The sequence below is a fragment of the Niastella sp. genome, assembly GCF_045805085.1.
GTDB lineage: Bacteria > Bacteroidota > Bacteroidia > Chitinophagales > Chitinophagaceae > Niastella.
This window is the reverse complement of sequence record NZ_JBJMLX010000555.1, coordinates 1-14,676: the sequence shown is the minus strand read 5'-3', so window position 1 is coordinate 14,676 and position 14,676 is coordinate 1. Positions and strand designations below refer to the sequence as shown.

At 43.5% G+C, this 14,676-nt stretch carries 16 protein-coding genes and 1 pseudogene; 5 read left to right on the top strand and 12 right to left on the bottom strand.

Annotation, left to right across the window (positions count from 1 at the left end; translation table 11 throughout):
* Positions 1–736 precede the first annotated feature (736 nt).
* Both ACJ751_RS29025 and ACJ751_RS29020 read right to left on the bottom strand, forming a co-directional pair.
* A pseudogene (locus tag ACJ751_RS29025) lies at positions 737–1,273 on the bottom strand (GNAT family N-acetyltransferase).
* A gap of 52 nt (positions 1,274–1,325) precedes the next feature.
* Entirely contained in the window at positions 1,326–1,565 is a 240-nt protein-coding gene (locus ACJ751_RS29020) for a hypothetical protein (RefSeq protein WP_407749043.1), read from the bottom strand.
* 175 nt (positions 1,566–1,740) lie between these two features.
* On the opposite strand from ACJ751_RS29020, the gene ACJ751_RS29015 reads away from it, so the two are divergent.
* Together ACJ751_RS29015 and ACJ751_RS29010 are read left to right on the top strand one after the other, a co-directional pair.
* A complete protein-coding gene (locus ACJ751_RS29015) occupies positions 1,741–2,487 on the top strand; it encodes a nucleotidyltransferase (protein WP_407749042.1) in 747 nt (248 codons plus the stop codon).
* Between the two features lie 2 nt (positions 2,488–2,489).
* Entirely contained in the window at positions 2,490–3,230 is a 741-nt protein-coding gene (locus tag ACJ751_RS29010) for a metallophosphoesterase (protein WP_407749041.1), read from the top strand.
* Between the two features lie 13 nt (positions 3,231–3,243).
* Here ACJ751_RS29010 and ACJ751_RS29005 read toward each other — a convergent pair whose 3' ends face one another.
* Positions 3,244–4,347: a glucose 1-dehydrogenase gene (locus ACJ751_RS29005; RefSeq protein ID WP_407749040.1), complete on the bottom strand. Its 1,104-nt coding sequence runs from the start codon at positions 4,345–4,347 to the stop codon at positions 3,244–3,246.
* A gap of 147 nt (positions 4,348–4,494) precedes the next feature.
* Here ACJ751_RS29005 and ACJ751_RS29000 point away from each other — a divergent pair, with 147 nt between their 5' ends.
* A complete protein-coding gene (locus ACJ751_RS29000) occupies positions 4,495–5,199 on the top strand; it encodes a DUF481 domain-containing protein (protein WP_407749039.1) in 705 nt (234 codons plus the stop codon).
* A gap of 131 nt (positions 5,200–5,330) precedes the next feature.
* Positions 5,331–6,191 (top strand): glycosyl hydrolase, encoded by an 861-nt coding sequence (locus tag ACJ751_RS28995; RefSeq protein WP_407749038.1) that lies wholly within the window; start codon positions 5,331–5,333, stop codon positions 6,189–6,191.
* 86 nt (positions 6,192–6,277) lie between these two features.
* Here ACJ751_RS28995 and ACJ751_RS28990 read toward each other — a convergent pair whose 3' ends face one another.
* The 8 genes from ACJ751_RS28990 to ACJ751_RS28955 form a co-directional block, all read right to left on the bottom strand.
* Positions 6,278–6,514 carry a hypothetical protein gene (locus ACJ751_RS28990; RefSeq protein ID WP_407749037.1) on the bottom strand — a complete coding sequence of 79 codons (237 nt, stop codon included), beginning with the start codon at positions 6,512–6,514 and terminating at the stop codon, positions 6,278–6,280.
* A 258-nt stretch (positions 6,515–6,772) separates the two neighbouring features.
* Positions 6,773–7,624 (bottom strand): SDR family NAD(P)-dependent oxidoreductase, encoded by an 852-nt coding sequence (locus tag ACJ751_RS28985; RefSeq protein WP_407749036.1) that lies wholly within the window; start codon positions 7,622–7,624, stop codon positions 6,773–6,775.
* Positions 7,625–7,634: 10 nt separating this feature from the next.
* Entirely contained in the window at positions 7,635–8,723 is a 1,089-nt protein-coding gene (locus tag ACJ751_RS28980) for an NAD(P)H-dependent flavin oxidoreductase (RefSeq protein ID WP_407749035.1), read from the bottom strand.
* 10 nt (positions 8,724–8,733) lie between these two features.
* Positions 8,734–9,186 (bottom strand): nuclear transport factor 2 family protein, encoded by a 453-nt coding sequence (locus ACJ751_RS28975; protein ID WP_407749034.1) that lies wholly within the window; start codon positions 9,184–9,186, stop codon positions 8,734–8,736.
* A gap of 1 nt (position 9,187) precedes the next feature.
* The gene (locus tag ACJ751_RS28970) at positions 9,188–9,922 is read right to left on the bottom strand and encodes an SDR family NAD(P)-dependent oxidoreductase (protein WP_407749033.1); all 735 of its coding nucleotides are present in this window, start codon (positions 9,920–9,922) and stop codon (positions 9,188–9,190) included.
* 5 nt (positions 9,923–9,927) lie between these two features.
* Positions 9,928–10,146, bottom strand: a complete 219-nt coding sequence (locus tag ACJ751_RS28965; RefSeq protein WP_407749032.1) for a tautomerase family protein — start codon at positions 10,144–10,146, stop codon at positions 9,928–9,930.
* A 28-nt stretch (positions 10,147–10,174) separates the two neighbouring features.
* Positions 10,175–10,693: a YceI family protein gene (locus ACJ751_RS28960; RefSeq protein WP_407749031.1), complete on the bottom strand. Its 519-nt coding sequence runs from the start codon at positions 10,691–10,693 to the stop codon at positions 10,175–10,177.
* Positions 10,694–10,808: 115 nt separating this feature from the next.
* Positions 10,809–11,378, bottom strand: a complete 570-nt coding sequence (locus ACJ751_RS28955; protein ID WP_407749030.1) for a Crp/Fnr family transcriptional regulator — start codon at positions 11,376–11,378, stop codon at positions 10,809–10,811.
* Between the two features lie 223 nt (positions 11,379–11,601).
* On the opposite strand from ACJ751_RS28955, the gene ACJ751_RS28950 reads away from it, so the two are divergent.
* Positions 11,602–12,354 carry an SDR family oxidoreductase gene (locus ACJ751_RS28950; RefSeq protein WP_407749029.1) on the top strand — a complete coding sequence of 251 codons (753 nt, stop codon included), beginning with the start codon at positions 11,602–11,604 and terminating at the stop codon, positions 12,352–12,354.
* Between the two features lie 89 nt (positions 12,355–12,443).
* On the opposite strand, the gene ACJ751_RS28945 is transcribed toward ACJ751_RS28950, so the two are convergent.
* The coding region (locus ACJ751_RS28945) for a glycoside hydrolase family 3 C-terminal domain-containing protein (RefSeq protein WP_407749028.1) at positions 12,444–14,676 on the bottom strand (2,233 nt) is incomplete at its 5' end.

The following is a 14,676-nucleotide window of genomic DNA, read 5'->3' as shown; positions in this document are numbered from 1 at the left end:
GGATTGGTCGACTACAAAAATGAATCCTGGCTTGACCAAAATGAGTTATGCCGGGAGCAAAATAAGTTAAGTCTTATCGAAAATCGATTGGTCCTACCCTGAAAGTAACTCATGGAAGCTGTCATTCGATTTATGGAAGCCTTCATACAACTTATTGTAGCCATCAACTGATTTATTGAGGCTAACAACTGATTTATTGAAGCTATCAACCGATTTATTGCGTGAAATAATGAGCACATGGGCTCATGAAAATGATATGCCGGCCGCCAAACTTGTTTACTGCAGTTCCAAAATGAATTATTGACACTTAAAAATAGAATATGGCGCCGGCCATATTGATTATTGAAGGTGGAAAATGAATTATGGAACCTTAAAACTGAAAAATGATCGCTTTCTTAAAATTGGTGAAGGTCGCACCCAATATATAGAGGTTGCTAATCAATCGGGGAAAGCCAATAAATGCATCATGGAACCATAAAATTGATTGGTTGCCCTGGCTTTTTGCTGTGCACAACCAGCAAATTGAAATGGGCGACCTGCCTGGTGCAACATTGCCCGGTAAAAATGAATAGTGGCTTAATCAATTTGAATTGTTAACCTCTCCAAATGGAATAATGAAGTCACAAATTGATTAAAAGCAGCTACTTGGGTTTAATTAATTTTTTTTACTTTTTTCTTTCCGTAAGTGATGAATCTCATATATACCCATTTCTTCGCCAATAGCAATGAAACAATTTTAAAGAAATTCATCCTCCAAAATCGCATAAAGATATGCATCATGCCAGTCATCATCGAGTGGCAGCACTTTTCTTTTTATCCCCTCTCTTTTCATGCCAACCTTTTCCATTACTTTATAAGAGGCAATATTATGAATGCTGCAACCGCTTTCAATTCTATGTAATTGCAGCTGCTCAAAACCGAAAGCAAGCATCGCTTTTGTTGCTTCTGTAGCTAGTCCCTAGCCCCAACAATCAGGCAGGAGCTTATACCATATTTCTCCTTTCCGGTATTTATGATTGCCCAGATCAAGGGAAATGACACCCACAAATTTTAAATCAGTCTTTGAAATTATCGCTGCAGTATATGCCTCTCTTGATGCATTACCTGTCTGACGAGCCCAACCGGCAACTATTGCTTTACTGGCTTCTTCATTTTCCGGATAACCACTCGGATTGTACTTTACAGTTTCAGGCTTCATATACAACACATGTAAATCTTCCCAATCACTGTTTTTAAAATCCCTAAGTATTAATCTTTCTGTTTCTAAATTCATAGCAACCGTTTATTTCAGACACTCATCACTTTAAAATGATATTTCTTTCCAATCAGTCAGTCCCCATCAGGTAATAGCGAACATAAGAAGGCCGGATATATATTGAATCGCTTTTGAGCTTTTTAATTACACCTTTTTCCCAATCACCTTCTCTTCCGAGAAAGGCTATTTCTGCCCCTTCCCAATACCTGGAAATAACTTTCCTTCCTCTTTTGAATTCAAGGATAGTTTTTTGAGCATAGATAATTTTACTGGAAAGAAGCAGTGTAATAATTGCTACAAATCTGTGCATGTTTGGTTGAATTTCGATCAGGCGTTCGGGTGGCGTTATGCTAATATACTCTTCTGAAAGAAAAGGAAACCTTAAAATTTACGCTCCGCCTCCAATTTATCAGGCAGATCAGGTTTCCCCAATCCGGGGAAGAACCCTGGCACTGGTCAGGCAACAATTTTGCTAAAAATATCACATGACAACATTAAGACAACAGGAGAATCAGGAAGCCCTTGATTTTTACCGGGAAGCCCTTCAACTGCTACAGGAAAGCGGCGCCCAATATATGCTCGGCGGGGCCTTTGCCATTTTTCACCATACCGGCATTTTCAGAAATACTAAGGACCTGGATGTGTTTTGTCCGGCGAGCGAATACCCCAAAATATTAAAATATTTCGCTGCAAAAGGCTTTCGTACCGAGCTTACAGATATTCGCTGGCTGGCCAAAATATTTAAAGGCGACTATTATATCGATATCCTTTTCGATACGCCTAATAGTGTTTGCCACGTTGACGACGACTGGCTGCAACGCGCGCACCAGGCCGATTTTATGGGTTTTACAATTAAAATGTTGTCACCCGAAGAATTGGTGTGGTGCAAAATTTATGTCCAGAACCGAGAACGGTTCGATGGCGCTGATATCAACCATGTATTACTGAAACAGGGAAAGAACTTCGATTGGAAGTGGCTCGCGCGTAAAATGGACCTGCACTGGCATCTCTTATTAAGTCAACTCCTCTCCTTTCAATTCGTTTATCCATCAGAATTTCATTCCATCATTCCCAAATGGCTTTTTGATGAATTGCTTGCAAAAGCTGCTGAACAGTATGAATTGCCCGCCCCCATCGAAAAAGTATGCAGAGGCCCGGTAATCGATCAAACTCAATATGAGATCGACATCAGGGAATGGGGTTATAAAGCTTGTACCATTAAAACAATTTGATTATGTTCACTGAAAGGAAAACACGTATTGCCGCTGTTGGCGATCTTCACATTCGGGATACGGATAAAGGGAAATGGGTCGATTTTTTTATTGACGTTTCGAAAAATGCTGATGTGCTTGCCATCTGTGGCGATCTAACTGATACCGGTGACGAATCGGAAGCTCATACCCTTGTTGCAGAATTAAAATCCTGTTCGATCCCCGTTGTTGGGGTGCTGGGTAATCACGACCATGAAAAGAGCCGGCATAAACTCATCAGACAGATCGTACAAAATCATCCCAATGTTCACATCCTGGATGGTGAAGCGGTGGTAATTGCAGGTGTTGGCTTTGCGGGCGTGAAAGGTTTTGGCGGTGGTTTCGATAACCACATGTTGTCGATGTTTGGTGAAGGCGCCATGAAATCATTTGTGCAGGAAGCTGTTGAAGAAGCATTGCATCTTGACCGGGCGCTTGCCCGCCTTGACCAGGAGCACGCTAATATAAAAAAAATTGCCCTGCTGCACTATTCACCCATAAAAGAAACTGTTCAGGGCGAACCGGAACAGATCTTCCCATTTTTAGGTTCTTCCCGTTTGGCTGAGCCGTTATTGCGTCGCGATGTTGAAGTGGTGTTTCATGGGCATGCACATGTAGGGAAGCTGGAGGGAAGTATTGCCGGTAAGGTAAAAGTGTTTAATGTAGCCAAACATGTGCTAAAAAAATCCGGTTACGAGCATCCTTATTTTTTATATGAAATTTGATTCACTGCTTGCGTTAACTCCATTCAATAACCACTTTGATCTCTTCAGGATCATGGATAAAAAAGGCTTCGCGAAATTGGGTATAGGGAATCTTCTCCGTTATTACTTTCCCGATCTCGTTGGGCCAGTTTTCATTGGCCGCCTGCAAATATTCCACAGCCTGTTTGTAATGGTGGATGCTGGCATTCACACTGCCGAGTAATACCTGGTTCTTAAGCACCAGCTGCTGCAGCATATTCCCGGCCGCAATAGTCAGGGGTCGATCACCGGCAGGAATGCCAGTGGCTACATATATTCCGTTAACGCCTAATACATCTATCAGTTGTATCTGCAATTTGGCTATGCCCGTTGCTTCAAAAACAAAATCGGCTTCGCCAAAGTTGTCATCTATATCGGTAGTTTGCACTTTTCGTCCATCTATATAGGTTCCGCCTATCTGTTTTAAAATTTGTACGCGTAAAGAATTTTCATCAACAATATCAAGACCCATCACGTTCGCACCTTGTAACCGTAGGGCAAAAGCGGCCATCAATCCAATGGGACCCAGACCAGCCACCAATGCTTTTTTACCTTTTAACCAGTTGCCTGCAGGCAAAATATCTTTCAGTCTTGCACCCTGAATTATCATTGCTTCATCGATCGCCTTGGCAGCTACAGACATGGGTTCTGTTAATACCCCAATATGTTTTATTTGTTCAGGTACTTTTATAAAGTACTGTTCCTGATCTATTACAAATTCTGTTTGAAACCCATCGGCTTCCTTGATACCTCTTTCGGTATACCGGCCACTGTAGCAAAGATCACTTCTATTATTCCGGCAGGCTTCGCATTCACCACAACCCCGCCGAACAGTAAATAAACCGTAATCTCCTGGCTTTACAGACAGCACCTTGCTGCCGATTTCAACTACCTGTCCAAACATTTCATGGCCAATCACCAATTCATGTTTACCAGCAGGCGCATCGGCACGGCCACCTTCGGCTTCTTCCCGGTCAGTGCCGCAAATACCAACCTGCAATACTTTTATTTTTATATCATAGGGGGAACCGATCTGCGGCTCACCTATTTCTTCAATAGAGACATTTGTTGTATGTGGAACCAATGAAATTGCTTTCATAACAAATGATTTACTTTCTATTGTTGCTCAAAAAATCATTCCCGCCTTCATAAAAAATGAAATGGCAACATGGCATGCTTTTTTTGATTTCAACTATATTTGACTATGACTGTAAAGTGTGCTTTATTGATAGTAATATGCCTGTGCATGATGCAGCTGGCAGGGTTCGCCCAGTTTAGTGATACGGTTAACTACTATGCAAATTTTTCGGGAACGGGTAATTTAAACAGAACGAATACGACAGGATCCACTTACCTGCTGAATAATTCGCTAACCTTCCAGGTAAGTAAAAAGAAATTTTCCATCAACAGTATGGCCAGTCATGTGTATGGCAAGAACCCCACCTCAAAAACGAACGATGATTTACTGGGAATACTCAACCTGGATATATTGAAGGGCGTTCAGAAATTTTATTACTGGGCGCTTACCAGCTATGAAAAAAGTTTTTCCTTAAAGCTTAATAACCGGTTTCAGGCAGGTGCGGGCGTTGGGTATACTTTTGTAAACACTGATAATGCCAACCTGGAAATAAGCGATGGGCCTTTGTTTGAAACCACCGATCTGAGCATCCCTGGTCAGAAAGGACAAACCAGTTACCAGACCGTTCGTAATTCTTTACGATTGAAATACCGGTTTATTATTAAAGAAATATTCCGCTTCGATGGCATTAACTTTTATCAGCCTTCTTTTTCTGATGGCAGTGATTATATTCTGAAGCTAAAAGCCAACTTCTCTATCAAACTGTATAAATGGCTCAACTTCACTACTTCGTTCAACTATAACAGGCAGAACATTACTTCTACGGAGAACTTGTTTATGAGCTATGGATTGAGCATGGAGAAATACTTTTAAGGCAGCACAACGTTCCCAAACATGCAATAATTATTACATATTGAGAGCCGTCAAAAGGCGGCACCAATATTGCTGCTAACGGACAGCAATAATTTATTTAATCCGTTTCTATTGTAAAATCCAAATCAAGAATGACCCGCTATTATTTGATTCCTGCCCTGGTATTTGCTTTATTCCTGGGCGGCTGTTCCAAAGATTCTAAATCACCCGACAATCCTGCACAAGGTTCTGGCAAAAAGGGGGCTGATTTCTCCACTAATATGCAGTATGGTTCCTGGAATGCCGATGTATTGGCTTTAAAGCCCTTTTGGTATTATACCTGGGGTAAAGAACTGCACGATGGTTCTCCCCAAAATTGTGAGTTTGTTCCCATGTTCTGGGGAGCGGCCGATGTAACGGCCAATAATATTGCTGCAGTGAAAAAGTTGAAAGATGATGGTAAAATAAAATATGTGTTAGGTTTTAATGAGCCCAACCGTGGCGACCAGTCAAACGTGTCGGTTTCGCAAGCATTGAAATTATGGCCGCAACTGGAAAGCATTGGGTTACCGCTGGGTAGTCCCGCTGCAGACTGGCCTACCAACAAGTGGATATATGATTTCCTCGATTCCTGCAAAGTACAGGGACGCCGTGTTGATTTTATCTGCGTGCATATGTATGCCAATGTTGATGAGAACGTTTACCTCAATACATTAAAAGAGGTTTACAATAGATACAAACTTCCCATCTGGATCACTGAATTCGCTCCTGCCGACTGGAACGCTACAAAGCCTGAAAACAATCCCTATACACCAGCACAGGTACTGGCCTTTATGCAAAATATACTGCCTAAACTGGAAGCGCTGGATTATGTAAAACGTTATTCCTGGTTCTCAGGCGATCCTAAAAGCCCACAAATGTGGTCTTCTGCTTTGATCGACGCCAACGGAAATCTAACAGAGCTGGGCAAGTGGTACGCCAACTATCAACCTAATACGGCCATTGCAAAATAGCCATCGATGTTTGTAGCAAACAAAAAACCCGCATAAGACTTGATCTTATGCGGGTCTGGTTCAGAGAGTCAGCTTGCTTCGCCTTTTTATGCAGTTGCTTCTTCTTCTGCTGCCTCTGGTGCAGTTTCTTCAGCTGTAGCATCACTCGAAGCTTCTTTTGCAGGCTTAGGCGCCTTTTTAGAAGATTTGTCGAGAATTTTTTCAAGGGCACTGATCGCTTCCTGAATAGGCTTTAATTTTGCCGAAATCTCCATTTCTTCTTCTTTCAGTTTTCTTAATGCGTCAATCACTGGATTTTCTTTTACAATGGTTTCTTTGGCCATAGTTTGTTTTTTAAGGTCGCTAAAATACATTCTTAATTGGAAAGGTAATATACTCTGGCCCTTATGTAACAAAGAATATTTAATCACATCTACGCGGCAACTCATATAAATGAGAATTAATACCTTATGTAAAGTTCTTAATCAGGCTCCCACACCGGTTGTTCGGATATTTCAATTAAATCCTGCCTTTTTTTCCGAAGTTTCAAACGCACCCGTCAAATAAGCATATTTATTTATTGTGGGTAAAGCCGGTTTTATTTAATCTTTTACTGTTTGAAAATCTGCGGAGATACTGACTGTCTTCCATTCTTCGAGGGAGGTAGTCATTGCGTTCAATTTCTTCGCCACCCGGTTGTAGGCATCCTGTCCTAAATACAAATGCAGTGGTGGCTGATCGCTTTCGGCCAACTCAATTAATATTTCTGATGCTTTACCGGGATCGCCTGGCTGAACACCATTCCCATCCAGGTAGCGCTTTGCCGTGTCTTTAACGGCCTGATAACCGTCGAGCTTACTTTCTCTATAGGCAAGTGAATCGGCGGTTAGAAAACCTGTACGGAAGCCTGATGGTTCCACCACTGTTACATTAATCCCAAACTCTTTCAGGTCTAATGCAAGCACTTCTGAAAAAGAGGCAAGCGCTGCTTTGGTGGCGCTGTAAATGGCCCAGCCGGGTGCGCCAACAAATCCGGCTACGGAGCCAATATTTATAATGTATCCTGAGCGTTGTTTCCGCAGCAGGGGTAATATTTTCTTAACAACGTTGATAGCGGCAAATACATTCACATCAAAAATGGTCCTGATCTCCTTCTCTTCAATTTCCTCTACGGTTCCCGTCATACCATAACCGGCATTATTCACCACTACATCGATACGACCGAATGCTGCCAGCGTTTGCTGAACAGATTCATCAATACAATCCAGGTTATTCAGGTCAACTACCAGGGGCAGAAACCGACCGGAATCTATAACGCCCACTGCTTCTTTTAACTTTTGTACGTTGCGTGATGTTGCTGCAACGCGGTATCCGTTTTCAAGTAGTTTTTTAACCAGGGTTAGTCCGAGCCCTTGTGAGGCGCCGGTAACATACCAGACTTTTGAGGTGTTCATACAATTCGTTTTAATGATTATTTACATCCCTGAACCAGGCAGTGGTTTCTTCAATCAACGAATCCATTAGTTGCTTTGCTTTTCTGTGCTTTAATACCGGAGCAATTTGTCCGCCCCAGAATAAGATCATATCCCATTTCTGTTTATCGAGGGCTGCCTTTCTCAGTGATGACATGAATGCAGTTTGCAGTGGGAACGGAAGGAATTGATTTTCTTTACCGGATAATTCTTTTGCTATTCTGCTGGTAATGCCCCGACCCAGTCTGCCGGTGAACGCCCGTGATAAAGTAGTGTATTTGGCAGCGTTGGAAAACAGCATTTCTCTATGTATGGGAAGGGCATTCGATTCTTCTGTGGCGAGGAATGCCGTACCTATCTGGGCTGCATCGGCGCCCAGGGTTAAAGCGGCTGCAATGCCACGGCCATTGGCAATACCACCTGCAGCAATGATGGGCGTTTTTATTTTTTCTTTCAGTAATTGTACCAACACAAATGTTCCGGTGGTGGATGCTTCTGCAGCAGCCATGAATGAGGGGCGGTGGCCTCCTGCTTCAAAACCGGAAGCAATGATCATATCAACACCGGTTTGTTCCAACGCTATTGCTTCATCGAGCGTGGTAGCGGCGCCCACTGTTACAATGCCAAGTTTGCGGAATTGTTCAAGCACACTTTGCGGCAGGGTGCCGAACATAAAACTGAATACTTTGGGCCGGATGTCTAAGATAACCTGCAACTGGTTTTCAAACCGCGATGCAAATGGAGCTGGTTTAGCTGGTAATGGAATCCCGGCTTCATCGAAATAAGGTTTAAATAATTTTGTAGCCTGTGCATATTGTTCATCGGTTACGCTGCCATTGATGGCATCGGTATCAGACACCCACAAATTAATATTGTAAGGTTTATTGGTAGCAGCTTTGATCTGCTTGTCAATGTCATAAATTTCCTGTGGACTCATTGTATATGCACCGTAACCACCCAGTCCACCTGCATTGGATACAGTAGCCACCAGATCAACTGATGACAAGTTACCACCAAAGGGACCTTGCAGGATCGGGTATTCGATACCCAACATTTCCGTTGCTTTTGTATTGTACCACATGACTTGTAATTTACTTGTTTGTGTCGCTAATCATTTTATTTACGATGAACCATTTACCATCGATCCGGTGAAAGGAAAGGAATTCATGATAATCAAAATCGTACATTTTTACCGTTACCTCGGCAATGGCAATTGAGTTGACCGCTTTAATATTCAGGATGGTGCCTTTAAATGGCTTTCCTGAATCCTTGGGGCTTTGACGATTCTTAACGCCATCCAGGTATACTTCCAGCGTTTTGGCGTACGGCTGTCCTTTTACATCGCCAAACAACAGCGTACCAGGATGAAAGATCTTGTTTAACAGATCTACATCGCCTGCATAAATGCCTTTGAAGTAGTATTCTTCCAATGCGTATGCAATTGCTGCAGAATCGGTTTGGATGGTTTCCATTGTTGTAGTGTTTTGTGCTTTGTTGCTCCCGCTTTGCGGGAACATCAAAGCTATTAATAAGATAGTTATCATATCAATTCAAGTTATGACCGGCGCCGTAACCACCGTCTACATTAATGATGGCGCCACTGATGAAATTGCTTTTGGCTATCGTATAGATCATTTCTGCTACATCCTGCGATTCACCTATCCTGTTAATCAGGTGTATCCCGGCTGTTTGATCAGCAGTGTCGCCATGCATGGGGGTACGAATTGTGCCGGGAGCCACTGTATTAACCCGGATATTCTGTTTGCCGAATTCGGCAGCCAGTTGTAAAGTCAATGCATGAATAGCGCCTTTGCTTGCCATAGGTGCGGTAATAGGAACTCCACCTAAAGCGTGATAAACGAGCGGTGTTCCAATATTGATCACCACCCCTCCCTGTTGTTTCAGCATTTGCGGAATAACTGCCTGGGTAGTGAAATAGGTCCCTTTCAGGTTAGTAGTTAAAAAGCGGTCAAGATAGGCTTCATCTACTTCCAGAAAAGGTTTGGTTTCAAAGATCCCGGCATTGTTCACCAATACATCCGCGGAACCAAATTTTTCAACAGCGGTTGCTACCAGTTTTTCACCAGTTGCTTTTTTACTTACATCACCGGCTACCATAGCCAGGTTAGGCCCTGCGCCCAGTTCCCGGTAAGCCTTTTCCAGTTTCTCTTTTGTGGTTGAGTTAATTACTACATTATCACCTCTCTCCAGGAAATATCTTGCTGTTTCCTTGCCTATGCCTGAAGAGGCGCCGGTTATTATAATTGTTTGCTTTTTCATTTTCGTTATTTTTTATCAGCTGTTAGGCCTTGTTCACGTAATATGGATATTTGTTCGCCTGCATATCCCCAGTTATCTGTATCTACTTCTTCAATGGCGATATGGGTCAGGTGTGGATCTTTGTTCAACACATCCGTGATCACATCGGTCACGCCTTGAATGAGTTGTCTCTTTTGCTCGCGGGTAACGCCTTCACGGGTCACTAAAATTTTTACGAATGGCATATAGATAAGTTTTAGGCAAAAGCCGCTGTTAAGCAGCTTTTGCAGTGATGTTTACATTTAAATCGAAGTCATTGTAGATAAGGGTGTCGCCCAGGTTTGTAAAGAAATTGCCTGAACGGAATTTGATGCCATATTTGGTACGGTCAACCACAATTTTACCAGTGGCCGTAAGGGTCTCATCTGCGATGGTCACATTTGCATCGAAACTAACAGGATGAGTTATACCCTTAATAGTCAGGTTTCCGGCAACGCGATTGTTGTTCACAGAAGTGATCTCAAAATCAGCTTCGGGGTACTGATCAATTGAAAAGAAGTCATCTGAAGCCAGGTGGCCGTAAAATTGAGCATTGGTAGCGGGATCGGTTACGTCCAGGATCTTGATGGATGCGGTGTCGATGACAAATTTACCACCAGTTAATTTACCATCACTTACAGAAAGGTTACCATTTTTAACGGCAATGGTTCCCCAATGTGCGCCGGTTACTTTTTTACCGGTCCAATCGATATTGCTCTGAGCAACGGCGATTTCGAATTTTTGATCTTTCATTTCTTTGTGTGTTTTTTATTACCACACAAAGATGAGACAGATTAACGGCGTGATTGCGTGAGGCAGATCACATTTGAATGTGAACCAGTTGTTTGTGATGTAGATCACAGTTGGATCAATGATGCAGGCGGCTGAGCGTTTCCCGCGAAACACCGAGGTAGGCCGCTATTAATTGTTTGGGAACTATCTGGTAAAGTTCGGGATATTGGGCCATCAGTTCTTCATACCGGTGCTTCACGTCATTGTTCATCATACTCAGTAATCTTTTCTGCGAAGCCACATATCCCCTGTTCGTACGCCAGCGGAAAAAGTGTTCCGCCTGGTGAATCTCCCTGCACAGCGCTTCCCGGTTCTCATTGCTGAGGCTAAGCACTTCTGCATCGGTTATACAATCAACACTGATGGTTGCTTTGGCGTTCGTGTACAGCGCATTATAATCCGACGTCCACCAGGTAGGCATGGCAAACTGCAGGATGAACATTTTCAGATCATCATTTATATAAAAGGATTTAAGACAGCCGCTCAGCACGAAGTACTCGCGGTCTACGCTGTCACCTGCGGCAATAATGGTTTGCCCTTTTTTATAGGATCTTAACTCGAACCGGTTGAAGAAGTTTTCAAACTCTTCATCATTGAGTTTGGCAATTTTGGCTACGTGTTCTCTTAGGATCTGTTTTGGTTGCATAGTGGTTCAATTAGAACTGCTTAACAGCAAATGTAGGTAATCTTAGAAATCAACAAGCAGGCCCGCCTTCTCCGCCAGCCGGCGGATTCGGCGGGCGAAGCAATCTTAGAAATTTGCAACTCTTGCTGTAATCCTTGTACGTTCCAGGGGTCGTTCATAAGCCATCTTTGTGTCAACAAATCAAACAAAGAAAATAAATCAAAAAAATTTAAAACAGCAACTTATGAATACCTTAAAAAACAAAGTAGCCTTAATTACCGGATCAGCCAGAGGTTTAGGTAAAGCCATTGCAGAACGTTATGCCGCCCTGGGCGCCGACATCGTTATCAATTATTCCCGCGATAAAGCTTCTGCCGAAGAAGTAGTGAACAATATTACAGCCATGGGCGTACGCGTTATTGCCATTCAGGCCGATGTAAGCAAAGTAGCCGAGATCAAACGCCTGTTTGAAGAAGCAAAGAATGCCTTTGGCAAGATCGATATCGTTGTAGCCAATGCCGGTATTGAAATGGTTGAAACACCCGTTACTGAATTTACCGAAGAACAATTCGATCGACTGTTCTCTATCAACTCCAAGGGTGCTTATTTCACTATGCAACAGGCTGCCCTGACCGTAGAAAACAATGGCCGCATCATTTACGTGGCCTCCAGCACCACTGCCTTCCCTGTTAAAGGCATGGCGGTATACGGTGGCAGCAAAACAGTTCCCCGCTACCTGGTTGATGTATTGTCTAAAGAGATCGGTTATCGTGGCGTGACTGTTAACTCCATCATACCTTTTGCAGTAGATCACTCCGGGATCTTTGTTGATCCTGACAGCTATCCTGAACTCAGAAAATCATTGCTGGACAGCTGCCCAATGGGACGCCTGGCCGAAGTGGAAGACGTGGCCAATATTGCCGAGTTCTTTGCCAGTGATCTGTCTTCGTTCGTAAACGGACAACACCTGCTGGTGAATGGTGGAGCAAATCAATAAGCCCACTTCTAACTCAAAGCCCCGACGGTATCGTCAGGGCTTTGTTATTTATATTAACTTGTTAACCTATCAACTTATCAACCCGTTACCTATTTAATGGTAACTTCTTTTTTAATTACATTTCCACTTGTCGAATTCGGTTCATCCGGCTGACTACCACCCACACAGATTTGTATTTTTCCAACCAACGTTTTTCGTTGACCGCTGGCATCTACATAGGAAAGATCGTCGGGCTGTAAAACAAAATTAATCATTTTACTTTCCGCTGGCCGCAGGCTAATCCGTTGAAAACCTTTTAATGTTTTGAGTGAGGTTTGTATGGAAGCATTCTCGTTGACTACATATACCTGCGCCACTTCATCGCCAGCTGTTTTTCCTGTATTGGTAACCCGTACGGCAACCTTAACAGCTTTTCCGTTTTGCGCAACGACAGGCATGGTCAATTGATCGTAGCGGAATGTTGTATAACTAAGGCCATACCCGAAACCATACAATGGCTTGCCGGTAAAATAGCGATAAGTGCGGTTCTTCATAGAGTAATCTTCAAAGGAAGGCAGGTCATTGTCACTGCTGTAAAATGTAACCGGTAACCGGCCAGATGGATTATAATCGCCGAATAATACATCGGCCAACGCAGTGCCAGCTGCTTGTCCGCCATACCAGGCGTTCACAATAGCCGGAATATTTTCAGATTCCCAGGGCGTAGCAAGTGCGCTGCCCGTCATCATTACAAAAACAACGGGTTTACCGCTTGTCTGCAAGGCTTTCATTAATTCAGTTTGAATGGCCGGGAGTAAAATAGAAGTGCGGTCGCCACCTTTAAACCCGGGATCGCTTACTTTCATTTCTTCTCCTTCTAACTGAGGCGAAATACCGCCGGCGAAAATAAAGGCATCGGCATCGCTATACTTTTTCACCAATGCACTAAAATCAGTTACAGCAGGATGACCGGTGTGCATTTTTATAGTTGCCTTGCCTTCACCCTGCCAGTATTCCAACACCAGGTTATATACAGAATCTTTTTGGGTGGTCAATGTATACGAGGCAATGTCTCTTGGTTTTCTGTTCCAGCTATTGAGCACTGTTTTTCCATTGACGGTAAACCGGTATCCATCATCGGCTTCTACTTCAAAAGTGATAGCACCATCTGCTGTGGCTTTGTAGTTGGTAACATAGCGGGCAGAAAAATCATTGGCCCGCAAATTCCCTACCGCATTTTCTCCTTCCTGCCAGTCATGATCTACCTGTTGTTCAAAAACAGTGGCCACTGGTTCGCCATTCAACTCCCGGTTGTTATAATACATGGCTTTGATCCCGGGCTTGCCATCAATAGAACAGGCATTGCTGATATCATCGTATTCAAGCACATTATTGTTGGTATAGTTTACCGCTCTCTCATACACTACCTGGATGGCAGCGCCTGCCTTGTCTTTTATTCCCTGAAACAAGGTGGTTAATTTGGAAGGAGTTCCACTGTAATTGCCCAATGGAGCAATCACGTTGACGGCATTGGGCCCCAGTACCACAATTTTCTTTAATCCCTTTTTCAGCGGCAGCGTGTTGTTTGTATTTTTCAGCAACACGATGGATTCATGCGCCATCAGTAAGGCGTGTTTGGCATGCGCCGCAGCTTCCAGCTCAGTGGCGGGTATTTGTGCATACTTCACCATCGATGGCGGATCGAACATACCCAGGCGGAAGCGGATCATAAAAAGCCGCTTTACCGATACATCAATTTGTTTTTCGGTTATCTTATTTTCTTTTACTGCCTGCACCAGGGCCTTGTAAGCTTCGTTGCCGCAATCAATATCCGTTCCATGAAAAACGGCGTCGGCCGATGCGGCTGCTGCATCCGGATGCGTTTTATGATTTCTATAAAAATCATCGATGGCCCCGCAGTCGGAAGTTACATAGCCTTTAAAGCTCCATTGATTGCGTAAAATATCTGTCATTAAAACATCGCTGGCGCAACAAGGTTGTTTTCTAAAGGCGTTATAGGCGCACATGACGCCGGCCACTTTTGACACGGTAACCAGTTTTTTAAACGCGGGCAAATAAGTATCCCACATATCATACGGAGTTACATCCACATCAAATACATGTCGCGATGGCTCGGGACCGCTGTGCACGGCATAGTGTTTAGCGCAGGCTGCTGCCTTCAGGTATTTGGGATCATTGCCCTGTAAGCCACGTACAAATGCATCGGCCAACGTGGCGGTTAAGTAAGGGTCTTCGCCATAAGTTTCCTGCCCCCTGCCCCAACGCGGATCACGAAAAATATTTATGTTGGGTGTCCAGTAGGTAAGCCCCAGGTACCGGTCT